24 protein-coding genes are annotated in these 25,012 nt (G+C 59.8%); 16 read left to right on the top strand and 8 right to left on the bottom strand.

Annotated elements, in window-relative coordinates:
• Window positions 1–63: 63 nt before the first annotated feature.
• Window positions 64–963 (bottom strand): carboxypeptidase-like regulatory domain-containing protein, encoded by a 900-nt coding sequence (locus D0N36_RS05470; protein WP_116940405.1) that lies wholly within the window; start codon window positions 961–963, stop codon window positions 64–66.
• A gap of 216 nt (window positions 964–1,179) precedes the next feature.
• Here D0N36_RS05470 and D0N36_RS05465 point away from each other — a divergent pair, with 216 nt between their 5' ends.
• Both D0N36_RS05465 and feoB read left to right on the top strand, forming a co-directional pair.
• The gene (locus tag D0N36_RS05465; RefSeq protein ID WP_116940404.1) at window positions 1,180–1,446 is read left to right on the top strand and encodes a FeoA family protein; all 267 of its coding nucleotides are present in this window, start codon (window positions 1,180–1,182) and stop codon (window positions 1,444–1,446) included.
• Between the two features lie 29 nt (window positions 1,447–1,475).
• A complete protein-coding gene (feoB, locus tag D0N36_RS05460; protein WP_242478812.1) occupies window positions 1,476–3,644 on the top strand; it encodes a ferrous iron transport protein B in 2,169 nt (722 codons plus the stop codon).
• A 92-nt stretch (window positions 3,645–3,736) separates the two neighbouring features.
• Here feoB and D0N36_RS05455 read toward each other — a convergent pair whose 3' ends face one another.
• The 7 genes from D0N36_RS05455 to D0N36_RS05425 all read right to left on the bottom strand — a co-directional run bounded on the left by D0N36_RS05455 (window position 3,737) and on the right by D0N36_RS05425 (window position 11,138).
• Entirely contained in the window at window positions 3,737–4,444 is a 708-nt protein-coding gene (locus D0N36_RS05455) for an SAM-dependent methyltransferase (protein ID WP_116940402.1), read from the bottom strand.
• 138 nt (window positions 4,445–4,582) lie between these two features.
• Complete coding sequence (locus D0N36_RS05450) at window positions 4,583–5,362, bottom strand: alpha/beta fold hydrolase (RefSeq protein ID WP_116940401.1); 780 nt, start codon at window positions 5,360–5,362, stop codon at window positions 4,583–4,585.
• Between the two features lie 48 nt (window positions 5,363–5,410).
• Window positions 5,411–7,330, bottom strand: a complete 1,920-nt coding sequence (locus D0N36_RS05445; RefSeq protein WP_116940400.1) for an ATP-binding protein — start codon at window positions 7,328–7,330, stop codon at window positions 5,411–5,413.
• Between the two features lie 252 nt (window positions 7,331–7,582).
• On the bottom strand, window positions 7,583–8,176 hold the full coding sequence (locus D0N36_RS05440; protein ID WP_116940399.1) for a hypothetical protein: 594 nt from the start codon (window positions 8,174–8,176) through the stop codon (window positions 7,583–7,585).
• 9 nt (window positions 8,177–8,185) lie between these two features.
• Window positions 8,186–9,232, bottom strand: a complete 1,047-nt coding sequence (selD, locus tag D0N36_RS05435; protein ID WP_116940398.1) for a selenide, water dikinase SelD — start codon at window positions 9,230–9,232, stop codon at window positions 8,186–8,188.
• A 98-nt stretch (window positions 9,233–9,330) separates the two neighbouring features.
• On the bottom strand, window positions 9,331–10,344 hold the full coding sequence (mnmH, locus tag D0N36_RS05430) for a tRNA 2-selenouridine(34) synthase MnmH (RefSeq protein WP_116940397.1): 1,014 nt from the start codon (window positions 10,342–10,344) through the stop codon (window positions 9,331–9,333).
• A 68-nt stretch (window positions 10,345–10,412) separates the two neighbouring features.
• Window positions 10,413–11,138 (bottom strand): pyridoxine 5'-phosphate synthase, encoded by a 726-nt coding sequence (locus D0N36_RS05425; protein ID WP_116940396.1) that lies wholly within the window; start codon window positions 11,136–11,138, stop codon window positions 10,413–10,415.
• Window positions 11,139–11,218: 80 nt separating this feature from the next.
• Between D0N36_RS05425 and D0N36_RS05420 the strand changes: the two genes are divergently transcribed.
• The 14 genes from D0N36_RS05420 to D0N36_RS05355 all read left to right on the top strand — a co-directional run bounded on the left by D0N36_RS05420 (window position 11,219) and on the right by D0N36_RS05355 (window position 24,874).
• On the top strand, window positions 11,219–12,286 hold the full coding sequence (locus D0N36_RS05420) for a hypothetical protein (protein WP_147320761.1): 1,068 nt from the start codon (window positions 11,219–11,221) through the stop codon (window positions 12,284–12,286).
• A gap of 27 nt (window positions 12,287–12,313) precedes the next feature.
• Complete coding sequence (locus D0N36_RS05415) at window positions 12,314–12,778, top strand: GatB/YqeY domain-containing protein (RefSeq protein WP_116940394.1); 465 nt, start codon at window positions 12,314–12,316, stop codon at window positions 12,776–12,778.
• 73 nt (window positions 12,779–12,851) lie between these two features.
• Window positions 12,852–13,373 carry a CvpA family protein gene (locus tag D0N36_RS05410; protein WP_116940393.1) on the top strand — a complete coding sequence of 174 codons (522 nt, stop codon included), beginning with the start codon at window positions 12,852–12,854 and terminating at the stop codon, window positions 13,371–13,373.
• Window positions 13,374–13,528: 155 nt separating this feature from the next.
• Window positions 13,529–14,143 (top strand): anthranilate synthase component II, encoded by a 615-nt coding sequence (locus D0N36_RS05405; RefSeq protein WP_116940392.1) that lies wholly within the window; start codon window positions 13,529–13,531, stop codon window positions 14,141–14,143.
• Window positions 14,144–14,148: 5 nt separating this feature from the next.
• Window positions 14,149–14,922: an alpha/beta fold hydrolase gene (locus D0N36_RS05400; protein ID WP_116940391.1), complete on the top strand. Its 774-nt coding sequence runs from the start codon at window positions 14,149–14,151 to the stop codon at window positions 14,920–14,922.
• Window positions 14,923–15,087: 165 nt separating this feature from the next.
• Window positions 15,088–15,774 (top strand): CBS domain-containing protein, encoded by a 687-nt coding sequence (locus D0N36_RS05395; protein WP_116940390.1) that lies wholly within the window; start codon window positions 15,088–15,090, stop codon window positions 15,772–15,774.
• Between the two features lie 14 nt (window positions 15,775–15,788).
• Window positions 15,789–17,270 carry a POTRA domain-containing protein gene (locus D0N36_RS05390; RefSeq protein WP_190242529.1) on the top strand — a complete coding sequence of 494 codons (1,482 nt, stop codon included), beginning with the start codon at window positions 15,789–15,791 and terminating at the stop codon, window positions 17,268–17,270.
• 37 nt (window positions 17,271–17,307) lie between these two features.
• The gene (locus D0N36_RS05385; protein WP_116940388.1) at window positions 17,308–18,201 is read left to right on the top strand and encodes an NAD kinase; all 894 of its coding nucleotides are present in this window, start codon (window positions 17,308–17,310) and stop codon (window positions 18,199–18,201) included.
• Window positions 18,202–18,324: 123 nt separating this feature from the next.
• Window positions 18,325–19,206: a DUF6089 family protein gene (locus tag D0N36_RS05380; RefSeq protein ID WP_116940387.1), complete on the top strand. Its 882-nt coding sequence runs from the start codon at window positions 18,325–18,327 to the stop codon at window positions 19,204–19,206.
• Window positions 19,207–19,250: 44 nt separating this feature from the next.
• A complete protein-coding gene (gene porG, locus D0N36_RS05375) occupies window positions 19,251–20,027 on the top strand; it encodes a type IX secretion system protein PorG (RefSeq protein WP_116940386.1) in 777 nt (258 codons plus the stop codon).
• A 157-nt stretch (window positions 20,028–20,184) separates the two neighbouring features.
• The gene (locus D0N36_RS05370; protein WP_116940385.1) at window positions 20,185–20,931 is read left to right on the top strand and encodes an isoprenyl transferase; all 747 of its coding nucleotides are present in this window, start codon (window positions 20,185–20,187) and stop codon (window positions 20,929–20,931) included.
• Between the two features lie 6 nt (window positions 20,932–20,937).
• Window positions 20,938–23,475: an outer membrane protein assembly factor BamA gene (bamA, locus tag D0N36_RS05365; protein ID WP_116940384.1), complete on the top strand. Its 2,538-nt coding sequence runs from the start codon at window positions 20,938–20,940 to the stop codon at window positions 23,473–23,475.
• A gap of 42 nt (window positions 23,476–23,517) precedes the next feature.
• A complete protein-coding gene (locus D0N36_RS05360) occupies window positions 23,518–24,201 on the top strand; it encodes an OmpH/Skp family outer membrane protein (RefSeq protein ID WP_116940383.1) in 684 nt (227 codons plus the stop codon).
• Window positions 24,202–24,238: 37 nt separating this feature from the next.
• The gene (locus tag D0N36_RS05355; RefSeq protein WP_116940382.1) at window positions 24,239–24,874 is read left to right on the top strand and encodes an OmpH/Skp family outer membrane protein; all 636 of its coding nucleotides are present in this window, start codon (window positions 24,239–24,241) and stop codon (window positions 24,872–24,874) included.
• Window positions 24,875–25,012 lie beyond the last annotated feature (138 nt).

The following is a 25,012-nucleotide window of genomic DNA, read 5'->3' as shown; positions in this document are numbered from 1 at the left end:
GACTTACCAGAAAAAGATGCGCCTGGAATCTGCGGCAGCTTTTTCAGCTGCAACAGCTGTGTTTTACTTGATCTGGTCTACTTCGGCGCGAATCATGGCGTTGTAGCGCTTGCCGTCGTTGGCCAGCGTGATGAGGCTCCAGCCGCGGCCCATGGTGTAGTTCCAGGTCAGGGCCTCCTTGTATTCGAAAGTGGGGCGCAGAATCTGGCCGTAGGGCGTGTAGTTGTCCATGAAGTTGACGGTGTAGAAGTTGTCGCCGCTCACAATCCACTCCATTGCCACGAAGAAGCCTTCCTTGGGAGCCTCAATGTTGTACTCGGTCAGATCGACAGTGTACCATTCGCCACCCTTCGGAGCCGATACCACGATGTTCTCGGTGAGCAGGTCGGTGTTGGGCGAGTTGTAGTTGCCGTCGGCCTTGTAGAGGCGCACGCGGAACGGCTCGCGAGGAAAGCCATTTTCGCCGATGTAGAACGACACGGTGCGCACGTTGCCCAGCGCCTTGCCCTTCTCATTCTTCACGAAGAAAGCGTACTGGCTGCCGGGCATGCCCTGAATCATGCCTTCGCCGGGCGTGTTGGAGCGCGAGCCCAGCGCCAGGTTCTTGATTTTGGCGCTGCTGACTACGTTTACGTTCTCCAGCTTGATGGCCAGCTTGGTTACCTCAATGATCATGTCCTGCACCTTCTGGCCAGGCTTGATGAGGACCGATTTGCGGCGGTAGCCCAGGGCTACGATAACCAGTGAGTCCTGCGGGCTTTTCTGGGGCATGGCCATCTGAAAAAAACCGTACTCGTTGGTCAGGGCACCAGTCTGCTCTTCCTTGAGGCCGATGGAAGCAAATGGGATAGGCTCTTTACTAGCTTCATCAACGATGCGGCCGGTAATTTTTGCCTCCTGGGCAAAGCTTAGCAGTGGAAATGCCAGAAGCAGGCAAAACAGGGCAAGTAAACGTGGGATCATGGGTAACCAGACTAAGATATATGCCAAAACTACAATGAAAATAGGCACTACGCGCAATACTTCAAAGAATATTTATACTAATGCAATTTCATTTCGGAATAATTATAGCTCAGTTACTTAGCAGGCCACTGCCCAATTGGGTAGCAAGAGCGAATTTTGGCCGAAACATAAAAGGGTAGTATCTTTGTTTGAAGAGAATCTAAATAACTCCCTGCCGTGCCCGACCCTTCCACCCTTGTCTCCGCCCCGACTACACGCCGTAGCGTAAAAGACCTCAAGCTGGGCGAATCGGCCACGATTTGCTGCCTCGAGGACCCCGAAATGGCCCTTAAGCTGCTCGAAATGGGCTGCATTCCCGGCACGCAGGTGCGCCTCAACAGCCGGGCGCCGCTGGGCTGCCCCATCACGCTGGTGGTAGGCGAGCATTGCGACTACACGCTGTCGCTCAGGGTAAGTGAGGCGGCCACTATTCTGCTGAAATAACGAGGGCCCGGATGACGAGCGGGGAGGATATGATTACGGATCCGGCCGGCGTTGCCGGGTCGGCGGAGCGGCTACAAGTGGCCGCCGGGCGGGCAGGCGGCCTGCTGGCCCGCATTGCGCTGGTGGGCAACCCCAACTCGGGCAAGTCGTCGCTGTTCAATCAGCTCACTGGCCTCAACCAGAAAGTCGGCAACTTTCCTGGCGTCACCGTCGACCGCAAAACCGGCATCAGCCAGCTCACGCCCCAGCTGCGGGCCGAAATAATCGACCTGCCGGGTACCTACTCGCTCTACCCCAAGAGCCTCGACGAGAAGGTAATCACCAGCCTGTTCTACGACCACACCAGCCCGCAGTACCCCGATTTTGTGGTGGTGACAGTGGACGCCAGCAACCTGCGCCGCAACCTGCTGCTGTTCACGCAGCTGGCCGATCTGGGCCTGCCCGCCATCCTAGCCCTCAACATGATGGACACAGCCGAACAGCACGGCATCCAGATTGACATTGAGGCCCTGCAGCAGGAACTGGGCGTGCCCGTAGTGCCGCTGAACGCCCGTAAAGGCGTGGGTATTGCGGCCCTCAAAATCCTGATGAGCCAGACGCTCGGGCCGCCCACGGTGGGTTTCTACGAGCCCGAGGAGGACCTGGTGCCGATGGTGCGGCAGATTCGCTACTACTTCAACCTGCACAACGATTACCTGGCGCTGCACTACGCCCACCAGTACCGCCACCTCACCTTCCTGAGCCCCGACGACCGGGCTTACCTGGAGGAGCTGACGACGCAGTACGACTTCAAGCCTACCGTTCGGCAGGCCCAGGAAACGATTGCCCGCTACGCCCGCGTCAATGAGATTCTGCTGAACTGCGTGACGGTAACGCGCACCGAGCAGAACGAGCCCTACAGCAACCGCCTCGATAAGGTGCTCACGCATCGGGTATGGGGCTACGCCATCTTCTTCGGTGTCCTGTTTTTGATGTTCCAGGCCGTATTTGCCTGGGCCAGCTACCCTATGGAGCTGATTGACCAGGGCGTAGCGTGGATTAACGGCCTTATCCAAACCAATTTCAGCGGCCCGCTTATCAACCTGCTCACCGAGGGTGTGCTGGCGGGTCTGGGCGGGGTACTGATTTTCATCCCGCAGATTGCGCTGCTCTTCGCCTTTATTGCGGTGCTGGAAGAAACCGGCTACATGGCCCGCGTAACCTTCATGATGGACCGCATCATGCGGCGTTTTGGGTTGAACGGCAAGAGCATCGTGCCCCTGATTTCGGGCGTGGCCTGCGCCGTGCCAGCCATCATGAGCGCCCGCACCATCGAAAACCGCAAAGACCGGCTCATCACCATTTTCGTCACGCCGCTCATGTCGTGCTCGGCCCGCATTCCGGTTTACACCGTGCTCATTGGGCTGGTAGTACCCGACGAAGCGGTGCTGGGCATCTTCAATCTGCGGGGCTTTGCCTTGATGGGGCTGTATTTGCTGGGCTTTTTCGCGGCCATCTTCTCGGCCTGGGCCATGAAGCTGCTGATGCGCACTAACGAGCGGAGCTACTTCATTATGGAGTTTCCGGTGTACCGCTGGCCGCGCTGGAAAAACGTGGGTATTACCATTCTGGAGAAGGTGAAAACCTTCGTTTTCCAGGCCGGTAAGGTAATTCTGGCCATTTCCATTATCCTCTGGGTGCTGGCCACCTACGGCCCGCCCGGCCGCCTGGAGCAGGTAGAAACCCAGGCCCGCGCCACCGCCGCCACCCAGCGCCTGAGCCCCGACGAAACCGAAGCCCGCGTAGCCTCCGAGCGGCTCGAAAACTCCTACGCCGGCATCTTCGGCCACGTGCTGGAGCCGGCCATCCGCCCGCTGGGCTTCGACTGGAAAATCGGTATTTCGCTGATAACTTCCTTCGCCGCCCGCGAGGTATTTGTGGGCACCATGAGCACGATTTACAGCGTGGGCCAGGACGCCAATGAGCTGACGGTGCAGCAGAAGCTGGCCGCCGAAAAGGACATTTACGGCCAGCCCTTTTTCACGCCGGCCCGCTCATTTTCGCTGCTCGTGTTTTACGTGTTCGCCATGCAGTGCATGAGCACCCTAGCCGCCACCTACCGCGAAACCAAAGGCTGGAAGTGGCCCATGCTCCAGCTCGTGTACATGACTGGCCTGGCTTACGTATCCTCGTGGATAGTGTATAGCTTGATGAGCTAGGAGAACAACGTAGGGGCGGGGCTTGTCCCCGCCCGCCGTTGAACGATTATCGTTGACGCAGTGCGAACGGCGGGCGGGGGCAAGTTCCGCCCCTACATTCCCACCAAAAATACCGCTGGCTGCTTGTGAATATTCGGTTTGGGGCGTTTGCGCCAACCAGCTACCGTATCGGTGATGATGAACTCGTTGGGGGCGGTGAGGCTGACGGCCACGCAGAGACGGGTGCCGGGGTGCAATCCGGCGAGTAAATCATCCAGCAGCGGCAGGTTGCGGTAGGGCGTTTCGATGAACAGCTGGGTCTGGTGCAGCTGCAGGGCCTGCTGCTCCAGCTTTTTGATGGCCGCCAGCCTTGGGGCCCGCTCAATGGGTAGGTAACCGTGGAAGGTGAAGCTCTGCCCGTTCATGCCCGAAGCCATCAGGGCTAGCAGCAGGCTGCTGGGCCCCACCAGCGGCACTACCGTGATGCCCAGCTGGTGGGCACGGCGGGCCAGCTCAGCCCCCGGGTCGGCAATGCCGGGGCAGCCGGCTTCCGAAATCACGCCCGCATCCTGGCCCTGGAGTACGGGCTGGAGCGCGGCCTGCACCTGGGCTTCGGTGCTGTCTTTGTCAATCACGCTGATTTGCAGCTGCTCGATGACGTGCTCCGGGGCCACACGCTTGATGAAACGGCGGGCCGTGCGGGCGTTTTCCACCAGAAAGCACGATAGCGCCGCCACCCGCGCCGCCACCTGCGGCGGCAGCACCTGCGCCTCCGTGTCGTCGGCCAGAATGGTAGGAATCAGGTAAAGCGTGCCGGACATAGCGGTTGATTGGTGAATGAGTGACTCGGTGAATGGGTGAATTGCCACTCCGAGTGAAGCGAGGAATCTCGATCAGGTTGTTGAACGCTACTGGACAATGAGCTGACCCAGATTCCTCGCTTCGCCCGGAATGACAATTCACTGCCCTATGAAGGCTTGCACGAGTCCGAATACCTCGTCGGGCTTTTCGGAATGCACCCAGTGGCCGGCGTCGAGTACGGTGGCTACCTGCGAGTTGGGAAACAGGGCCGGAATGCCGTGGAGCTTATCGGTGGCGTCAATATAGTCGGAGGTGCCGCCGTTGATGAATAGCGCCGGCTTGCCGAAGGGCTGCGCACCCGTTATTTCGATTCCGATGTCGGCCATTTCGGCCGTGAGGACCGGCAGATTCACGCGCCAGGCAAACGTATTATCCTCTTGGCGGTAAAGATTTTTGAGTAGAAACTGCCGCACCCCAAAGCTGGGTATATGGCGGGCTAGGGCATCGTCGGCGGCCTGGCGGCTGGTGCATTGCGTAAAGTTGACCGCGTTCAAACCGGCCAGAATAGCATCCTGGTGGCGCATATCGGAGGCACGGGGCGCAATGTCCACTACAATGAGCTTGCCCAAACGATCGGGGTAATCGAGGGCGAAGCGCATGGCTGTTTTACCGCCCATGCTGTGGCCGAGCAGCGTGGTGTCGGGGCCCAGGCCCAGTTGGTCGAACAGGCCGAGCACGTCGGCGGCCATCAGGTGGTAGGTGTGCTCGAGCGAGTGGGGCGAGCGGCCGTGGTTGCGCAAATCGGCCGAAATGACGCGGTGGCCGGCCTCAGCCCAGCGCCGGGCCAGCGTCTGCCAGTTGTCGAGGGTGCCAAACAGGCCGTGGAGGATAACCAGTGGGGTGCCCTGCCCCGTTTCGCGGTAGTGAAGTTGCAGCATAGGCCGCAAAAATAGCGAAATGGGTTGGGGAGAGGTGGCTTTCCTTTCTTAGCGCTTCACTTCACCCTCTTTGGCCGGTGCCTCGGGCAGGGCCGCGGGCAGCGTAACAAACACCGTAGTGCCTTGGCCAAAGGTGCTTTCGATGCGCAGTGAGCCGGCCTGCCGGCTGGCGAAGGCCCGGCACAGCAGCAGCCCCAGGCCTGTGCCTGAGCGCGGGCCCTGCAGGGGTGGTGGGGCCAAGGCTTCGGAACGGTGTAGCGCGGCTACTTGCTCGGGCATCATGCCCAAACCCGTGTCCTGCACCTGCAGCGTTATCCGCCCGGGGCTACTCTCCTTGGCCGCCAGCCAGACCTGCCCGCCCGCAGGCGTAAACTTCAGGGCATTGCCCACCAGGTTACGCAGGACGGTCTGGGTCATGTGGGAATCGGCCCAGAGCAATAGCTCCGGTCCGGCATCGAGGTGCATTGTGAGCTGCTTGGCTTCCAGTGCGTTGGCGTACAGACGGTGGGTGTCTTCGAATAGCTCAGCCACGGCCAGCACCTGCGGCCGGAAGGCCAGCTCGCCCGTCTGGCTGACGGCCCAGTTGAGCAGGTTATCGAGCAGGTGGTTGAGCTGCTGAGCCGATTGGCGCACCAGTTCAGGCAAGCGGCGCAGGCCGGCCTCGTCGCCCTGGCGCAGGTAAAAATCAATCAGCTCGGTAACGCTGGCAAACGACGTGACGGGGCCGCGCAGGTCGTGGGCTACAATGGCATAAAGCCGGTCTTTGGAAGCCGCCACTTGGCGCAGCTCGGCCGAGGTTTGCTCCAAAGCCTGGTTGTTGGCGGCCACCGCGGCGCGGCTACGGCGCAACTTGGTGTAGAGCAGCCCGGCCCCGCCCAGGCCCAGCAGCAGCGTCACGATGGCAACCACCTGGGCCTGGTTACGCTGCCGCATTACGTTTTCGCGGTCGGTGAGCTGCTGAATAATCCGTTCCTTATCGGCCGTTTCGTAGCGGGTTTGCAGGGCCAAAAGCGTTTGCAGGCGCGAGCGGCTGTTAAGGCTGTCGTTGAGGCCGCGAAACCGCAGCTGCCATTCGTAGGCCTTGTCGTACTCGCGGCGGGCCGCACTAATGTCGGCCAGCAGGCTGTAGGCATCGAGCACCCGCTCCTGATAGTCGAGGTTGCGGGCCAGCCCTAGGGCCCGGCGGGTGAGCTCCTCGGCTTCCTCCAGCTCATTATTGAGTAGCAGCACCGTGGCCAGCAGCTCCAGATGGCCGGCTTCGAAGCGCTGGCCGGGCAGCGGCTCCAGCAGGCTCACGGCTTTGCGCAGCAGGCCTTCGGCTATGTCCAGGCGCTTCATTTGCAGATAATAGGTGCCCAGGTTGGCCAGGTAGAGCGACTCGCCGGCCCGGTCGCCGTTGTCGCGGGCCAGCGCCAGCGCCCGACGGGTAAACAGCATACCCCGCGAGCGGTAGCGCATCGTGAAATACAGGTTGCCCAGGTTGCCGAACAGCATCAGCTGCGAGCTTACCTTCACATCGGGCTCGTAGGCGAAGCGCAGGGCCCTGCGATAGTTGCGCAGGGCCGCGGCTGTATCGTTGCGCTCGTGGTACACGCTGCCCATGCCCGTAAAGCTGCGCACCAGCCCATCGTTGGAGCGCAGCTGCCGGGCCAGCAGCAGGGCTTCCTGCTGTAGTTCCAGCGCGTGCGGGCCATCGGCCAGGTTGGCGTAGCAGCTGGCCAGCGCCAGCAGCCCGCGCATCAGGCCGGGGCGGTCGGATAGTCTGCGGGCCAGTACTACGGATTGTTCGCCGTAGCGCAGGGCCAGGGTAGGACGGTTGTCGTGCAGGATATAGCACAGTTCGTTCAGAAGCCGGACGCGGCCCGTGTCGGCTGGCTGGGTCTGCAGTTGCTGCCGCAGCTCGGGCACCGAAGCTGCCTGTCCCCACAGGCTGCTGAGCAGCAAGGCAACGAGCAGAAGGCACCGCATCGGCAGCAGATAAGGGGGAGGATTTGCTTACTCTGGCGTAACGGAGTCCAGGTGCGGCACTGATGGCTAAATGTACTATTATTTTGTAGCTGCCAATCAACGCTCGGCCCTAGTGCTTATTTCATTGCGGCTGATAACGTTTCACCTACCGGGCAGCAGGTTGGCTGACCGTAGGTGAAACGCTACGCATAAAGCGCCAAGGCGCCAGCATAAACGCCGGCTGCCCGTATGTAATGCCCGGGCAACCGGCCGCTACAGCCAGCAAATCCAGACCTGGCGCCGTTCCAGCGGGGTATTGCGCAGGAACTCCGTCAGCGGCTGCAAGTCAGTCAGCGCCGAAGTAAGTGTAATCGTCTGCCCGTCGCGCAGGTGCAGGCGCAGGTAGTCGTAGGCGCTCCAGAAGGGGCGGCGCGAACGGCAGGTAACCCGCTCGACGCGCAGCAGGTCGTGCTTCTCAAACGGAATTTGGGTGGTGCCCTCGTACACTTCCAGCCGGTTCTGCTTAGGCTCGAAAACCAGCGTGGTGTGCAGGTTGCGGATGCCGTACTGCCCATGCAGCAGTAGCGCCGGCCCCGCAAAGCCCAGCACGACCACCGTCATCACCAACAGCAGCACCCACTCGTGCGGAGCCAAGGTATCGGCATAAAAAAACGCCCCCAAAAACGGCAGCCCCACGCCCAGGCATAGCAGCGGCCAGAACAGCAGCCGCAGCTGCCGGGCATAGCTTAGCCGGTACGCGTGGCTTTTGCGGCTGAACAGGCCGCTAAACAGCCGCAGCCCCAGCACTAACGCAGCCACCAGCGCGGCCACCTCCAGCAGTGGCCGTAGAAAGGAGAGGAGCTTCATTCGGTGGGCTTAGCTCACCAGTATCCAGGGCTCGTCGGCCTGGTGCGCCCGCAACGTGCCAAAGGGTTCCAGCGCCAGCCCGTGCTGCCCGAACACGGCGCGTACGGCCTCACGGCCGGCCGGATCTACGCACACGAGCAGGCCGCCCGAAGTCTGCGGGTCGCAGAGCCAGGCGCGCTGCTCGTCGGTTACGGCGCCCACTTTATGGCCGTAGGAATCCCAGTTGCGCACCGTGCCACCCGGAATCGACTTCTGGGCGTAGTAGGCAGCGGCCTCCGGAATCAGGGGCACCTTATCGAACTCGATTTCGGCGGTCAGGTTACTGCCCTCGCACACCTCGGCCAGGTGGCCCAGCAGCCCGAATCCCGTTACGTCGGTCATGGCCCGCACGGCTTCCAGCGGCCCCAAATCAGCCCCGATTTTATTCAGCAGCATCATGCTCTGGGGAGCCAGCTGCTCGTCTTCGGGCCGCAGAATACCTTTTTTCTGGGCCGTAGTCAGCATGCCCACGCCCAATGGCTTGGTCAGGTACAGCTCGCAGCCGGCCGTGGCCGTATCGTTCTGCTTGAGGTTCTTGATGTCGAGCAGACCCGTAACGGCCAGCCCGAAAATGGGCTCCGGCGAGTCGATGCTGTGGCCGCCGGCCAACGGAATGCCCGCTTCGGCGCAGATGCTGCGGCTACCCTCAATCACGCGGCGGGCCACTTCGGGTGGCAGCTTGTCAATGGGCCAGCCCAGCACGGCAATGGCCATAATGGGCCGCCCGCCCATGGCGTACACATCAGAAATGGCGTTGGCCGAAGCAATGCGCCCGAAATCGTAGGCGTCATCGACGATGGGCATGAAGAAGTCGGTGGTGCTGATAACGGCCTGCCCGCCGCCGATGTCGTACACGGCCGCGTCGTCGCGCGAGGCATTGCCCACGAGCAGCTTGTCGTGAGCGGGCTGGGGCAGGCTGGTGTGCAGAATCTGGTCGAGCACCTTAGGCGCGATTTTGCAGCCGCAGCCCGCGCCGTGGCTGTATTGGGTAAGGCGGATTTTATCGGTTTCAATCATGGTTGAGGAGTTATTTCACGCAGTGTTTTGCAGTGGCTGACGCAGTGTTTCGGGGTGGCCGTGTACTGCGTCATCCACTGCGAAACAATGCATGAAAGCTATAAAGAACGCGCCGCTTCCAGCACCAGCCCGGCATTCACTACCGGGTCGCAGGTGTCGGAGGGTACAGTTACGAAGGGGCGGCCGTCGAGGCCGTGCGAGTAGGTTTTGTCGTAGTAATCGAGCACGAGGCTCACCATCGTTTCCATGTCGTTGCCGCCAATGGCGGCCAGGGCCTCCTTGGTGGCCAGCCCGCCCAGACGCTTGCGGATGCGTAGCACCGAGGCGGCCAGCGCGGCCGGGTCCTGGCGGCCGTACTCGTCGGCCAGCTTGCTCACCCGCACCTCGCGCGGAATTTCCAGCACCACCAGCGGGGCCGTGCGCAGCTGCTCGAACAGGCCACCCGGCACCGCCACGCGCCCGATGCCACGGCTTTCATCCTCTACCCAAAACGGAGCCTCGGTGGGCAGCGCGGCCAGTCGGGCCGCCAGCTCATTCTCGAACTGCTCCTGCGTAGGCTGCTCGGGCTGGCCGATGCTGCCGAAAGCCGAGCCTTTGTGGGCCGCTAGGCCTTCGAGGTCGAGCATGGGCTGGCCTTGGGCGGCCAGCGCATGCAGCACGTCGGTTTTGCCCGAGCCCGTGAGGCCACCCAGCACCCACATAGTGCGGGGCTGCTCGAACTCGGCCAGCGCCCAGTGGCGGTAATCCTTGTAGCCTTTATCAAGCAGCTGCACCTTAAAACCGGCCAGCTCCAGCAGCCACTGCACGGCCCCCGAGCGCATGCCGCCACGCCAGCAATGCACGCGTACCTGCTTATTCGAGGCCAGTTTGCCGGCCTGTTTCACCATTTGGCTCATGCGGGGCCCAAACAAATCGAGCCCCAGCAATACGGCCTTATCCTGGCTCTGCTGCTTATATGTGGTGCCGATGCGGGCCCGCTCGTCGTCGGTAAACAGCGGAAAGCTCATGGCGCCCGGAATGTGCCCCTGCGCGTACTCGACCGGCGCCCGCACATCCAGAATGGGTCCGTTGGCTTCGGTTCGCAGAAAATCAGGCAGGGTAAGACGGGGCATCGATTGAATTAAAAAGGACTTTCTGGATGAGTGAAACGGAGTGGAGCCGGGCGGCTAAACGTCCGTTTCTAATTTTTGCCTCCTGATAGGCAGCGCCGGTACAGCTGCACGGTGTTTTCCAGGCCCAGGTACAGCGCGTCGCAAATCAGGGCGTGGCCGATGCTGACTTCAGCCAGGCCGGGCAGGTGCTGGGCCATGTAGGCGAGGTTGTCGAGGTCGAGGTCGTGGCCGGCATTAAGGCCTAGGCCGAGCTGCTGGGCCAGCTGGGCGGCTTCGCGGTAGGGTAGGAGGGCGGCTTCGCGGTCGGTGTGGTAGCGTCTGGCGTAGTCTTCGGTGTAGAGCTCAATCCGGTCGGTGCCGGTGGTGGCGGCGGCGCGCACCAGCTCGGGCACGGGGTCGAGGAAGATGCTCACCCGGCAGCCCAGGCCCTTCAACTCGGTCACGATGTCGCGCAGATAATCCTGGTGTTCAATGGTGTTCCAGCCGGCGTTGGAGGTAATGGCGTCGGGCGCATCGGGCACCAGCGTCACCTGTTCGGGCCGCACTTCGCGCACGAGTTCCAGGAAATCGGGCGTCGGGTTGCCCTCCACGTTCAGCTCGGTTTTTACCACGGCCTTCAAGTGGCGCACGTCCTGGTAGCGGACGTGGCGCTCATCGGGGCGCGGATGCACCGTAATGCCGTCGGCTCCGAATCGCTCGATGTCGCGGGCCGCCTGCAATAAATCGGGGCGGTTATGGCCGCGGGCATTCCGCAGGGTGGCTATTTTATTTATGTTTACGCTAAGCTTCGTCATACCGGGGGCAGGCTGAAGGAAAAGTACGGGCCGTAAAGATACGTAGCCCCAACAGCCCGTTAACCTTTTAGTTGAAGCCCATGCTTGCTGCTGCCCTTACCCGTTACCGTTTCGCGCTGGCCTTTGGTTTCCTGCTGCTGGCCGTAATCGGGTTCGAATTTTTGGTCATCCAACGGCCCGATTTTACCTTTCGCCCCGCATTGCCCGCCGCCGTCAGCTTTGATGTGCTGGTCCTGCTGCCCGGCCTGTTCTACCTGTTGATAGTGCGGCCCTACCGGCTGCCTGCCAGCACCGTGGCGGCGGCCTTCGCCGGAGCCGTGGCGGCGGCCTTCGCCGGAGCCGTGGCGTTGGCGTTTTGGCTGCTCCCGACGGCCCAGCAAACGTACGTGCAGTGGGCAAAGCACAGCCTGGTAGCCGTGGAAGCGTTGGTGGCGGGGCTGGCTTTGCTGAACCTGCGCCGCCTGCGCTTGGCCTACCGGGTGGCGGCCGAAGAGAATCCTGACGTGGTGGCGAACCTGCAAGTGGCCTTCCAAACCGTGTTCGGCCGGCCGCTCGCGCCCCTGGTGAGCGAAATTAGCCTGTTCTACTATGCGCTGCTGAGCTGGCGGGGCCGCCCCGAAATCCGGCCCACCGACCAGGTATTTACCGCCTACCGTGAATCGGCCTTTACGGCTTACTTCGCCACGGTGGGGCTGTTGTCGGTGGTGGAAATGGGGGTGGCGCATGTGTTGCTGTTGCGCTGGAGCCCCACGGCGGCGCTGTGGGGAGGGCTGCTGCACGGCTACGGTTTGCTGTTGCTGCTGGCCCACCTGCGGGCCGTGCGCCTGCGGCCGGTGCGCCTGACGGACAGCGGCGAGCTGGTCCTGCGAGTGGGTTTTCTGTGGGAATTACGCCTGCCCGCCACGGCCATCACCGCCTGCATTCCAATCAACGATGTGCCGCCCGCCGCGCCGGGCCTCGTAAATGCGGCTCGCTTGCTGCTCACCCCGCCTAACCTGCTTCTCACGCTGAACGAGCCTCACTATGCCAGTGGCCCCTACGGCCTGCCCCAAACCGTCGAACGACTGGCGCTGTACCTCGACGCTCCGCAGAAGTTTCAAACGGCGCTAAGGGTAGCAGCTGAATCCGCATCCGGTAATAACAGCTAGTTTTACGCCTTCTTTTCCCCCTGAACTATGTCTCTGAAAGAAACCATCGACGCCGACATCAAAAAGGCCATGCTGGCCAAAGACAAGCTGCGCCTGACCGCGCTACGCAGCATCAAGTCGCAGATACTGCTGGCCGAAACGGCCGAGGGCCAGCAAGGTGCGGCCCTCACCTCCGATGCCGAAATGAAGCTGCTCACCAAGCAGGCTAAGCAGCGCCGCGAAGCCGCGCAAACCTACAACGAGCAGTTCCGCTCCGACCTTGAGGAGGTGGAGCTCAACGAGCTGGCCATCATCGAAGAGTACCTGCCCCAGCAGCTTTCGGAAGCCGAGCTGGTGGAGAAACTGGTGCACATTATTCAGCGCGTGGGCGCCACCGGCCCCTCCGACCTGGGCAAAGTAATGGGCGTAGCCGCCCGCGAACTGGCCGGCCTGGCCGACGGCCGCCTCATCTCCCAGACCGTCAGCAACCTGCTCAACAACACGAATTTCTAATGAGGCTGGGGACTTGGACGGCCGCGCCGCCAGTCGTCCAAGTCCCTGAGACTCTAAGACCTTCACCAGCTCCATGTCCACTTTTGACATTTTCCTGCTGATTCCGCTGGGGATTGGGGCCGTGCAGGGCTACCGGCGCGGGCTGGTACTGGAGGTAGCCACGCTGCTGGCGCTAGTGCTGGGGCTGGTGGGCGGGCTGGCGCTGCTCAACGATGCCATTCCGCTGGTACGAGAGTACGTGGGCGAGGCGTTTGGGCTGCTGCCGCTGGTGTCGTTCGTGCTCGTATTTGCCGCTATCGGCTGGGGCGTGCATCTACTCAGCGGCCTGCTCAAAACGGCCGTACACCTCACGCCGCTGGGGTTTCTCGACAACCTGGGCGGAGCCGTGGGCGGCATGCTTAAGTGGATATTGGGCCTGAGCCTGCTGCTCTACGGCGTCGAGGCGGCCGGTGTACCGCTCATCTCGCCCCAGCTCGCCGCCGATTCGCAGGTGTTGCCCTTCGTGCGTCAGGCCACGCCCGCAGCGCTGGAAATTGTCGGTTTTGTGCTGCCCTTCGCCAGCACCCTGCTCACCCGCCTGCGGGAAGTCTTTTAGATTTGAGCTTAGTTGTTAGAGCTCAGTGCTTAGGCCGTTCAGGTTTAGTGCTTTGTGTCTTGTTCGTAAAGCTTAGCTTGTTCAGCAGAATCCCGCCTTCCAATCCGGAACGGCCAAAGCGCTATCAACGAAGCACAAAGCTCTAAACTAAAAATATGCGCCTGTTGCTGCTCGACAACTTCGACTCCTTTACCTACAACCTGCTCGACTATCTGCGGCAGCTGGGGTGCGAGGTGCTGGTGCGCCGCAACGATTTGCCGCTGGCCGAGCTGGTGGCCTTGGCGCCCGAGGCTGTGGTGTTGTCACCGGGGCCGGGCACACCGGCGGGCGCGGGCAACCTGCTGGCCGTTATCGAGGAGTTCCACCAGCGGCTGCCGATGCTAGGCGTCTGCCTGGGCCACCAGGCCCTGGGCCAGTTTTTTGGGGGCGAAGTGGCGCGCGGGGCGCGGCCCATGCACGGCAAGGTGTCGGACATCACTTGGACCGTGCCCGACGTGCTCTGGGACGGGCTGCCGGCCCGCATGGCCGTTACGCGCTACCACTCGCTGGCCGTGCGCGGGCTGCCGCCAGTACTGGAGGCGCTGGCCGTTACCACCGATGCCAGCGCCGAAATCATGGCCCTGCGCCATCGTAGCTTACCTTTGCACGGTGTACAGTTCCATCCCGAAGCCTTGCTGACCACCCACGGGTTGGAAATGCTCGGCAATTGGGTGCAGAGTTGTATCATTGCAACTACCGCCCCGGCCCCGCCGGCCGGTTTATTTGGATAGCGAAGATGACGTTGCGGATTCAAGAGAAAAACGAGTTTCGGTACGTAGACGAAGGCACCGGCGAGGTGCTGCTGCTGCTGCATGGCCTGTTTGGGGCGCTCAGCAACTGGGAAGAAGTTATTGCCGAATTCAGTACTCGCTACCGCGTCGTCATTCCGCTGCTGCCCATCTACGACATGCCCCTGCTGAAGGCTGGCGTGCCGGGTCTGGTAAGTTTTGTGGAGGAATTTGTGGCTGAAATCAACCTCTTGGAGCCCTGCACCGTGCTGGGCAATTCGTTGGGCGGCCACATCGCGCTGGTGTACACGCTCCAGAACCCGGCCCGGGTGGCCCGGCTGGTGCTCACCGGTAGCAGCGGCCTGTTCGAGGACGGCATGGGCGGCTCATTCCCCAAGCGCGGCAACTACGCCTACGTGCAGGAAAAAGTGGCCTACACCTTCTACGACCCCACCGTGGCCACCCAGGAGCTGGTCGATGAGGTGTTCAGTGTGACCAACTCCAACGCCAAGTGCCTGCGCATCATCAGTATTGCCCGCTCGGCCCAGCGGCATAATTTATCCAAGGAGTTGAGCCGCATAAAAGTGCCCACGCTGCTTGTGTGGGGCCTCAACGACACCATCACGCCCCCTGTGGTGGCCCACGAGTTTCACCGGCTGCTGCCCAACTCCGAGCTGCGCTTCCTCGACCACTGCGGCCACGCGCCCATGATGGAGCGCCCCGCCGACTTCAACCGGCTGCTCATGGGCTTTCTGCAAACCACTGCCGGCTTGGCTTCGTAGTTTCTTAGCCGGCCCCAGCCAATGCAACCCCCTGGTGGCTAACCGGCTCTTTTGTTTTTGATAAGAAGTGTCTTATCTAGCGTACGCCCCGGCGAGGCCGCGCAAACCTTCGGCCGGGCCCCGGACTTATACGGCCGGTGCCTGCCCTGCTTTTCTGCTCTGCTCATGAACTCCATCCTCGCCGAAGAACTACTGAACCCGCTGGTGCCGCCGCTCAAGGTGACGGACACCACGGAGAAGGCCGCCCGCTGGCTGGAGGAATTTCACGTGGGCCAGCTGCCGGTACTCGACGACCGCCTCTACCGGGGCCTCGTCACCGAATCGGACCTGCTCGACCAGGACCATGACGGCAGCGAAGAACGCCTGCTTGGTAGCCTGCAGCTGCAGTACGCCGATGTGCACGTGCAGCACGACCAGCACTTCTACAACATCATCGAGCTGGCCGTGCAGAACAACATCCAGCTCGTGCCCGTGCTCGACGACCAGCGCGAATATTTGGGCGTGGTGACCGTAAGCGACACGCTGGCCGCTTTCGGTAAGGTGCCGGCGTCCAGCGGGCAGTTGGGTATCCTGGTGCTTTCAATGGAAGAGCGCGACTACTCGCTCACGCAAATAAGCCGCTACGTAGAGGAGAACGACGCTAAAATTCTCAGTGCTCACGTTGCCCAGGATGAGCACGACCCTTACCGCATCCGGCTCACGCTCAAGCTCAATACGCCCAACCTGGCCCGTATTATAGCTACGTTGGAGCGGTTCAACTACTCCATTATGGCCCAGTTCAGTGGCGCCGGGGAGCCCGATGAGGACGAGCAGCAGCGCTACGATGCCCTGTTGCGCTACCTGAACGTCTGAGCCGGCTGACACGAGTGCTGATTACGCTGCTCCTCTTACTGCTGAGCGGGCTGCCCGGTTCGGCTGCCCCACGCGTTCCGGCGGGCCCCACTCTGGCCGGCCGGCTGCCGGCTGCCGCGCTTCCCGACACGTTGCGCCGCGCGGGCCCTGATAGCCTCGTGCAGGCCCAATGCCCGAATTACGCGCAGTTGCGGATAGGCCGGGTACTGTTCGTGGGTAATAGGACCACCAAAGAAGTGGTATTGCGGGCCGAGCTCGACTTTGCTGAGGGCGATACTCTGAGCGCCGCTACGCTGTCCCGCCGCCTCGAACTCAACCGCCGCCGCCTCTTCAATCTGCAGCTGTTTCATCAGGTGCTGCTGAAAGCTGTTTGCCGCGAGGGCGAGTTGACTGTACTCTACAGCTTCCAGGAACGCTGGTACCTGTTCCCCATCCCAATCTTCTCGTTGGCCGACCGCAACTTTCAATCGTGGCGCGACCGACCCGACCGTTGGAAGCGGGTGGACTACGGCCTGCATTTGGTGCAGCGCAACTTCCGGGGGCGCAACGAACAGTTGCTGGCTAACCTGCAATTGGGTTTCAACCGCAAGTACGAGCTGTTTTATGAGGCGCCCGGCTACGGTCGTCGCCGCCGGGTAGGCTTCGGTGCTGGCTACTCTTACTACCGCGCCCGCGCCCTCGATTACGCTACCTTCAATGACCGTCTCCGCAATTTGCGCCAGGACAACGCATTTCCCATCGAGCGGCAGTATGCTACCATGGGTCTGCGCTGGCGCCGCACGGTGCAGCTGTTGGCCGCCCTCGACGCCTCCTACCACCGCGAGCGGGTTTCTGATTCGGTTCTTTACTATAACCCCCGCTACTTTCTCAACGGCCCCCGGCGCGAATACTTCGAGTTCAACCTGACTACAACGCTCAACCGCCGCAACACCTTCGCTTATCCGCTCAGCGGCCAGTATGCTCAGCTACAGGTTGGCTACCGGTCTTTCTTAGACAGCAGTACGCCTGGCAGTCTTACTGTGCGGGGCCGCTATGCTCGCTATATGGCCTTGGGCGGTCCGTTCTACTATGCTGTGGGGGCCACAGGGCAACTGCGGGTGGCCCGCGCCCTGGCTTATCCCGACAGCCGCGCTCTGGGCTACGATCTACTTGTGCGCGGCTATGATGCCTACGTAATAGAGGGTCGGCAACTGGCACTATTGCAACAGGGGCTTTCGCTGCGCCTGCTCGATCTGGGTCGGGTCCGGTTAAATGGCGTACCCAGCAGCCGCTTCAATACTATTCCGCTGGCATTTTATTTAAATATCTTTGCCGATGTGGGCTACGTCGGGCAACGGACTGTGCTTGCCGTCAACCAACTGCCCAACCGCTTGCTGACCTCAGCCGGCCTCGGCCTGCACCTGGTCACGTACTATGACTGGGTGTTCACGCTCGAATATGCCCGCACTCGTGAGCAGCAAGACGGAATTTTCTTCCGCACCCAGTTTCCCATCTGATGCAATCGGTTAAAACTGCTCGCGCTACCTTGTCAGTATGAAAATAGCTATTCTGGGCAAGCCGTTTGCTGAGCAACAGGCGCCCGTGTTGCAGGCATTGCTCGACGATTTGCTGCGTCGGCAGGCTGAAATTCGCATGGAGCATAGCTTCTACGAATACCTCAGTCAGTACGTGACCATCCCCGAGGGTATCAGCCGTTTCGGTCGCACCGACTCGCTCGCCGGCTGCCGCTTCGTGCTCAGCATTGGCGGCGACGGCACGCTGCTCGATACCGTTACTTACGTAGGGGCATTGCAAATCCCGATTCTGGGCATCAACACCGGCCGGCTGGGTTTCCTGGCCACCATCTCGCCCGAAACCATCCTGCCAGCCATCGATGCTCTGTTCAAGGGCCACTTCGTGCTCGAAGAGCGCAGCCTCATCCGTGTCGATACTGACCCTGACACGTTTGGCGATATTAATTTCGGCCTCAATGAGTTCAGCATCCTCAAGCGCGACAGCTCGTCGATGATTGTTGTGCACACGTATATTGATGGCGAATACCTAAACTCTTACTGGGCCGATGGCCTGATTGTAGCCACGCCTACCGGCTCTACGGGCTACTCGCTCAGTTGCGGCGGACCCGTAATGCTACCCCAAACAAACAATTTTGTTATTGCTCCCGTATGCCCTCACAATCTGAACGTACGACCTCTTATTGTACCCGACCGGAGTGTGATTTCCTTCGAAATTGAAGGAAGGAGCAACAACTTCCTGTTGTCGCTCGATTCCCGCTCCCGAACTGTCGAAGCCGGTATTCAGGTCGCCGTTCGTCGGGAAAATTTCAACGCTCAGCTAGTTAAACTCAATCAGGTCAACTTCCTGAGTACCTTGCGCAGCAAATTGAACTGGGGCCTCGATCGGAGAAATCCTGCCGACGTGCCGGTTTAGCCTTTTTTCGAACATTTCTTTTTTTAGTTCCTACGAAGCCTTACTTTTGTCTTCGGCTGAAACTGTGAATTTTACGGTTTTGGCTCTCTCCCCGGAACCGCTATTTTTAAATAACGCCAGAGTATGAAGCAATTTTTCGCCTTTACCGCCGCCCCGCTGTTGGCTCTCACGATGCTGGCATCGGAAGCTGATGCGCAGCAATTCAGCAAGCGCAAGCAGTACAACACGGTTGGTGTATCGCTGAATGCCATGAACTACTTCGGTGACATTACGCCGAAGCCCAGCATTCCCAGCTTCCGTGCCGGCGCCACTCGCCCTAACCTTGGGCTAACGTTCACCCATCGTTTCGCGCCCCGAATATCGGCCCGCGCTTCGCTTTCGTACGGCCGTATTACAGGTGATGATGCTAAAGCCGCTGATCAGAACGACGGGGATGCCAAGTATCGCTACAACCGGAATATGAACTTCCGCAACGATATTTTTGAATTGGCTGGCGTAGGTATTTTTGATTTGGTCGAAAATCGTAACAACTATATAAAGCGCCCTGATTTTGTTCCTTATCTGTTTGGCGGTGTAGGCGTTATCCGCCATAACCCAAAAGGAGAAAACGAAGATGGCAATATAGTAGCTCTGCAGCCGTTGAGAACTGAAGGGCAGTCAAGCGGCTATAGCCTCACGCAGTTTGTCATTCCTTTCGGTGCCGGTGCCCGCTACAAGCTCAATAAGAGTTTCGATATCGGCTTGGAACTGGGCTTCCGCAAGACATTCACTGATTACCTAGATGACGTAAGCACCAATTATGTTGCCGACCGCTCTCTGCTTGGATCCGACGATGCCAAGTATTTCGGCTGGGACATTACCCGTGAACTAGCTGGTACCTATACCGAAGCTCAGCAAGCCAGTGGTCAACGTGGTAAAAGCAACGAAAAGGACTGGTATACTACCTTAGGTGTTTCGGTAAATTACATTCTTGCGCCTCGGGTTCGTAACCCTAAATTCCGGTAGCCATTCTCACTGGCTGTCGTATTACTCAACTGCCAGTCAGTCTAATGATAAAAGCAACTTCTCTTAAAATGCTCCTTATCGGCTTCGGGTCGATGGGGAGCGTTTTTTTTGGCGGTACTGTACAAGCACAGGTTCCCGGGGCCCAGACGACCAGTGAAATCGGGCTGGGTGCAGGCGGACTTGTGTACAAAGGCGAACTTGCCCCATATTACCAGTTTCGCAATAATCGCCCCGCCATAACGGCCTTTTACCGTCGCGACCTTTCAGGTGCTGTTACTGCACGGGCTGCTCTAATGGGCGGTATGCTGCGGGCCGATGACCGCAATGTGCGTGGGCTCAACGGCAATCTGCCGCCACTATCGGCCTATCGCGATGCCCATCTGAAGGGCAATTTGTTGGAACTTTCGGGTGGCATCGAATACAATTTCTTTGATTTCCATGACCGGCTTGATAAGGTGCATTTTACGCCCTATGTATTTATAGGCGTAACGGGCTTTTACGCTAATACGGAGGTAGAAAGCAATACTCTCCTAGATCCAGAATTGGATAAGAAGGGTAGCACGCTGAGTCTGGCCGTGCCGGTAGCAGTCGGATTCAAATATGCGCTTTCGAGGCACTGGAACTTAGGGTTGGAAGTGGGTGCCCGCAAGACCTTTACCGACAATCTGGACCACATTGATGGTAAAAGCCGTGGGCAGACCGATAGGATAGGTAATCCGAATGATCAGGACTGGTATTTCTACAACGGGCTGAGCGTTTCGTATACTTTCTATAAAATCCACTGCCCCGATAAACGCGACGACAAGGCGAAGAAGAAGTAGCCCTGAAGGGCTATAAAGCCTATTGGTCTGCCCGGCCTCCATTGCCTACCGTGGTGGGGGACGATGGTTGTTGGGATAGAGCGGCGACAGTCAGTATTCCGGGACAAGTAATGCAACCATTTACGTAACTTGCGACCTCTTTACGCAAAAAGCGCCAATGGCCGTCCGGTCCGAGATTGATTCCCAAAATATTCCCGCGCACGTTGCCATAATTATGGATGGCAACGGCCGATGGGCCAAGCAGAAGGGTGGCTTACGCATCTTCGGCCACCAGAGTGCCATTACGGCAGTTCGGGAGACGGTGGAAGGTGCGGCCGAAGCCGGCGTCCGTTACCTGACGCTTTACGCTTTCTCGACCGAAAACTGGGCGCGGCCGGCCATCGAAGTGACGGCCCTGATGCAGCTGCTGGTACATACCATCCGCAAGGAAACGCCCACGCTGCTCAAAAACAGCATCCGGTTGCAAGCCATTGGCCAAATTGATAACCTGCCAGCCTCGTGCCAGAAAGAATTGGCTGAGGCGATGGAGCTGACCAAAGATGGTAGCCGCATGACGCTGGTGCTGGCCCTGAGCTACAGCGGCCGCTGGGACCTAGCTCAGGCCAGCCGCCGTATTGCTACGGAGGTAGCAGCCGGCCGGCTCCAGCCCGAGCAGGTAACCGAGGCTATTGTGGCCGGCTATCTTTCCACGGCCGGCATACCTGACCCCGAATTGCTCATCCGCACCAGCGGCGAGCAGCGCATAAGTAATTTCCTGTTGTGGCAACTGGCCTATACGGAACTGTTCATTACCGATTTGCTTTGGCCCGATTTCCGGCGTCAGCACCTATATGATGCCCTGCGGGCCTACCAGCAGCGGGAGCGTCGGTTCGGTAAAACCAGTGAGCAGCTAACCGTTTCGTAATCGAAGATGAGTTCTCCCTACCACAAGATCCTTCCGGTAGCCGCCTTGGCCTTTACGCTGGGCACGGCACCGCTTACTACCGCCCTGGGCCAGGTAGCCGCTCCAGCCGCTGCCAGCAGCACGGCCGATGAGCCCCAGCGCTACACGCTGGGCGGCATTACCATCAGCGGCGCCCGCTACCTCGATCCTAACACGCTTATTGGCCTCTCGGGGCTGAAAGTAGGCGACCCCATCACGATTCCGGGTGAGGAAATCGGCCGGGCTATCCGCAAGCTCTGGGACCAAGGGATTCTGGGCGACGTGAGTGTGAGCGTTGCCCGCGTAGAAAGCGGGCGCGTGTTCTTGGATTTCAACCTTAAGGAGCGCCCCCGGCTATCAAAATTCGTTTTTGAGGGCATCAGCAAAGGCCAGGGAGAAGAGCTGAAAAACAAGATTAAGCTTATCCGCGGTAAGGTGGTGACCGATGCGCTGCTGAGCAACACCCGCGCCCAGGTACGCAAGTTCTACACCAACAAGGGGTTTCTAGACGCTAAAGTCAACATCGTGCAGCGGCCCGACTCGTCGCTGTCGAACAGCGTGGTGCTGGCCATTAATGTGGATAAGGGCTCCAAAGTCAAAATCGAGGAGATTGACTTCGTGGGTAACACGGCCTTCTCTGATGGAAAGCTGAAGGGGAAGTTCAAGAAAACCAAGGAGAAAAAGTTTCCCAAATTCTTCAACTCGGGCAAATACCAGGCGAAGGAATTTGCGGATGATAAACAGCTTCTGCTCGATTTCTATAACGCGCAAGGCTACCGCGACGCGACTATCGTGTCGGACTCGTTGACCCGGGTAGATGACGGATTAAAGCTGACCGTAAGGGTAGATGAAGGGCCGAAGTACTACTTCCGCAACATCAGCTGGAACGGCAACTACCTCTACGACGACAAGACGTTGGCCTCGGTGCTCGGCATCAAGGAGGGCAGCGTGTACAGCAAGGAAACGCTTGATAAGCGCCTCAACTACAACCCTACCGGCCAAGATGTGACGTCGCTCTATATGAACGACGGTTACCTATTCTTCAACATCGAACCGGTGGAAACACGCGTGGATGGCGACTCCATCGACATCGAGATGCGCGTGTCGGAAGGCGTGCAGGCGCGGGTGAAGGAGGTACGGATTGCGGGCAACACTAAGACCTCCGACCACGTGGTGCGCCGGACGCTTTATACCTTGCCTGGCGACAAGTTCAGCCGCGAAAACCTGATTCGCAGCCAGCGCGAGTTGGCTACTCTGGGCTATTTCGACCCCGAGAAAATTGGTCTTAACCCGGTGCCTAACCAGGCCGACGGTACCGTGGACATCAACTACACGGTGGAGGAAAAGCCCTCCGACCAGATTACGCTTTCGGGTGGTTGGGGCGGTTACGCGGGCTTTATCGGTACGGTAGGCTTGGTGTTCAACAACTTCTCGCTGCGCAAGGCTGCTACCCTGAAGAACTGGACGCCCGTGCCATCGGGCGACGGCCAGCGCCTGTCGCTGAACGTGCAGGCCAATGGCCCCCAGTATCAGGCCTACTCGTTCTCGTTTACCGAGCCTTGGCTGGGCGGGCGTAAGCCCAACTCGCTGTCGGTAAGCCTGACCAAAACGATTTTCCGTAACGGCAGCAACTTCGATGTCAACGCGGGTTCACTCAAAACCAACGGCGCCAGCGTGGCGCTGGGCCGCCGCTTGCGCTGGCCCGACGACTACTTCACGCTGAGCAACGCGCTGTCGGTTACCCAGTACAAGCTTAAAAACTACGGTAGCCTGGGTAGCGACTTCTTCCCGACCGGCACCGGCGACGCCACCAACCTTACGCTCAACACCACGCTGGCACGTAACAGCATCGATAACCCGACCTTTACGCGGCGGGGTTCCTCGCTGGCGCTTAGCGTGAATCTGACGCCACCATACTCGCTGTTTCCGGGAGCGCACCCGAGCGTGAATGAGTGGGTGGAGTTCCACAAGTGGATGTTTGATGCCTCGTGGTTTACGCCCATAGTCGGCAAGCTCGTGCTGAACACCCGCGCCCATTTCGGCTTTATTGGCAGCTATGGCAGCAACCGCGCCATCGGCCCGTTTGAACGATTTAAGCTGGGCGGTGCGGGCCTGGGCTACGGTGGCTCTACCAACTTCATTGCCGGTACCGAATACGTTGGCCTGCGTGGCTACGCCGATCCAAACGACCAGAATTCGTTGCCAGCTTCGCGGCAGGGTTCGGCGGGCGGAGTGGTGTACAATAAATTCGTGTTGGAAATGCGTTATCCGGTCAGCCTGAACCCGGCGGCTACGGTGTACGTGCTGGGCTTTGCTGAAGCCGGCAACTCGTCGGAGAGCTATGCTAACTACAGCCCTTACAAGCTGTATCGTTCGGCAGGTTTAGGCGCCCGCGTTTTCATGTCGGCATTCGGTTTGCTGGGCTTCGACTACGGCTGGGGCTTCGACCAGGTGCCGCGCGTAGCTGGCGGTTCGGCGCAGAAGAGCGGTATCTTCCATTTCATCATCGGCCAGCAGATTCGGTAGCGCTAATGGTGAGCGGGCCGGGGCCACCACTTTTTCAACAGCATGAACCATTTAGTTTTCCGCGTTTCGGCCGCTTTGGCCCTGTTGTTGGTACTGTTGGGTGCTTCCAGGGCCCAGGCCCAGAAGTTCGGCTACGTCGATTCCGAGTTCATTCTGGGTAAGCTGCCGGCTTACATGCAGGCCCAGCAGGAGCTGAATACCCAGGCTGCCAACTGGCAGAAAGACCTGGAAAACCAGAAAGCGGAACTAGACAAGCTGCATCGGAATTATCAGGCCGAAGAAGTCGTTCTGACGGAAGCCATGAAGAAAAAACGGCAGGACGAAATTCTGGCCAAAGAGCAGGACATTAAAACCAACACCAACAAGATTTTTGGCTTCGAAGGCCAGTTGTTCCGCAAACGGCAGGAACTAACCAAGCCGGTGCAGGACGTGGTATTTGAGGCCATTGAGAAGGTGGCCAAGAAAAAGCAGCTGGCTATTGTCTTCGATAAATCCGGCGACCTGACCATGCTGTATACCAACCCCGTGCACGATTACACCGAATTCGTACTCGAGGAGCTGGGCTTGGCTTCGCCCGACGCTAACCAGCCGGGCCAGAAGGGTCCGGTAAGAACCATTACGCCGCCCACCACCCCAGCCGGCGAGGCCGCTACGGCCGACACCGACGAACCGGCCCCGCGCCAGCCAGCTGCCCGCCCTGTGCGACCAGCCAGCCGAAAAAAGTAACTTTGTGCATCTAACTTTCTGACTTTTTCCTTTTTTGATGACGACTACCATGAACAAAATCCGCATTGCTCTGGCTATTGCCGCTCTTACCCTCACTACGGCTACCGCCTCGCTGGCCCAGGCACCGCTGAAAATCGGCTACACCAGCGTGGAGTATGTGCTGAGCCAGATGCCCGAAAGCAAGCAGATTGAGTCGCAGCTGAAAGACTATAGCACCCAGCTCAAAAACCAGCTAGACACTAAATACGCCGAGTACCAGGCCAAAGGCGAAGCCTTCCAGAAGGGTGCCGCCACCATGCCCGACCCCGTGCGGGCCGACAAGCAGAAGGAGCTGCAGAACCTGCAACAGTCGATTCAGGAGTTCCAGCAGAGCGCCGAAACATCGTTGCAGCAGAAGCAGCAGGCCTTGCTTAAGCCGGCCCTCGACAAGCTTCAGCAGACCATTGATGCCGTAGCTAATGAAAACGGCTTCACGTATGTACTCAACTCCGATGGTGCCAGCCCGGTGCTGTTGCATGGCCCTAAGGAGGGCGATATTTCGGATCTGGTGCTGAAGAAGATGGGCATTACGCCAGGTGCTGCCAGCGCTACCAAAGTAACCACGCCAGCTGCTCCGGCTGCTTCTGCCGTGCCCGCCGCAGCCACCAAAACTAAAACCAAAACCAAGAAGTAAGCGCCCCGGCGCGTTACCTTATGGCTTTAACGGCGCAGCCGGGGCTTTTGCCCCGGCTGCTGCTGTTTGCTACCACGTCGCGCCCCCGGTACGGGCGCACTCCGGACCACCGATTTTTCCGTTATATGGCAGAACTGG

This window comes from Hymenobacter lapidiphilus (genome assembly GCF_003417065.2).
Lineage (GTDB): Bacteria > Bacteroidota > Bacteroidia > Cytophagales > Hymenobacteraceae > Hymenobacter.
This window is presented reverse-complemented; position numbering and strand designations above follow the sequence as displayed.

What these genes read in the sequence shown, in the direction of transcription:
- D0N36_RS05470 (WP_116940405.1), bottom strand. Translation starts at nt 963, where the DNA reads ATGATCCCACGTTTACTTGCCCTGTTTTGCCTGCTTCTGGCATTTCCA.
- feoB (WP_242478812.1), top strand. Translation starts at nt 1,476, where the DNA reads ATGATTACGGATCCGGCCGGCGTTGCCGGGTCGGCGGAGCGGCTACAA.
- D0N36_RS05455 (WP_116940402.1), bottom strand. Translation starts at nt 4,444, where the DNA reads ATGTCCGGCACGCTTTACCTGATTCCTACCATTCTGGCCGACGACACG.
- D0N36_RS05450 (WP_116940401.1), bottom strand. Translation starts at nt 5,362, where the DNA reads ATGCTGCAACTTCACTACCGCGAAACGGGGCAGGGCACCCCACTGGTT.
- D0N36_RS05445 (WP_116940400.1), bottom strand. Translation starts at nt 7,330, where the DNA reads ATGCGGTGCCTTCTGCTCGTTGCCTTGCTGCTCAGCAGCCTGTGGGGA.
- D0N36_RS05440 (WP_116940399.1), bottom strand. Translation starts at nt 8,176, where the DNA reads ATGAAGCTCCTCTCCTTTCTACGGCCACTGCTGGAGGTGGCCGCGCTG.
- selD (WP_116940398.1), bottom strand. Translation starts at nt 9,232, where the DNA reads ATGATTGAAACCGATAAAATCCGCCTTACCCAATACAGCCACGGCGCG.
- mnmH (WP_116940397.1), bottom strand. Translation starts at nt 10,344, where the DNA reads ATGCCCCGTCTTACCCTGCCTGATTTTCTGCGAACCGAAGCCAACGGA.
- D0N36_RS05425 (WP_116940396.1), bottom strand. Translation starts at nt 11,138, where the DNA reads ATGACGAAGCTTAGCGTAAACATAAATAAAATAGCCACCCTGCGGAAT.
- D0N36_RS05420 (WP_147320761.1), top strand. Translation starts at nt 11,219, where the DNA reads ATGCTTGCTGCTGCCCTTACCCGTTACCGTTTCGCGCTGGCCTTTGGT.
- D0N36_RS05415 (WP_116940394.1), top strand. Translation starts at nt 12,314, where the DNA reads ATGTCTCTGAAAGAAACCATCGACGCCGACATCAAAAAGGCCATGCTG.
- D0N36_RS05410 (WP_116940393.1), top strand. Translation starts at nt 12,852, where the DNA reads ATGTCCACTTTTGACATTTTCCTGCTGATTCCGCTGGGGATTGGGGCC.
- D0N36_RS05405 (WP_116940392.1), top strand. Translation starts at nt 13,529, where the DNA reads ATGCGCCTGTTGCTGCTCGACAACTTCGACTCCTTTACCTACAACCTG.
- D0N36_RS05400 (WP_116940391.1), top strand. Translation starts at nt 14,149, where the DNA reads ATGACGTTGCGGATTCAAGAGAAAAACGAGTTTCGGTACGTAGACGAA.
- D0N36_RS05395 (WP_116940390.1), top strand. Translation starts at nt 15,088, where the DNA reads ATGAACTCCATCCTCGCCGAAGAACTACTGAACCCGCTGGTGCCGCCG.
- D0N36_RS05385 (WP_116940388.1), top strand. Translation starts at nt 17,308, where the DNA reads ATGAAAATAGCTATTCTGGGCAAGCCGTTTGCTGAGCAACAGGCGCCC.
- D0N36_RS05380 (WP_116940387.1), top strand. Translation starts at nt 18,325, where the DNA reads ATGAAGCAATTTTTCGCCTTTACCGCCGCCCCGCTGTTGGCTCTCACG.
- porG (WP_116940386.1), top strand. Translation starts at nt 19,251, where the DNA reads ATGATAAAAGCAACTTCTCTTAAAATGCTCCTTATCGGCTTCGGGTCG.
- D0N36_RS05370 (WP_116940385.1), top strand. Translation starts at nt 20,185, where the DNA reads ATGGCCGTCCGGTCCGAGATTGATTCCCAAAATATTCCCGCGCACGTT.
- bamA (WP_116940384.1), top strand. Translation starts at nt 20,938, where the DNA reads ATGAGTTCTCCCTACCACAAGATCCTTCCGGTAGCCGCCTTGGCCTTT.
- D0N36_RS05360 (WP_116940383.1), top strand. Translation starts at nt 23,518, where the DNA reads ATGAACCATTTAGTTTTCCGCGTTTCGGCCGCTTTGGCCCTGTTGTTG.
- D0N36_RS05355 (WP_116940382.1), top strand. Translation starts at nt 24,239, where the DNA reads ATGACGACTACCATGAACAAAATCCGCATTGCTCTGGCTATTGCCGCT.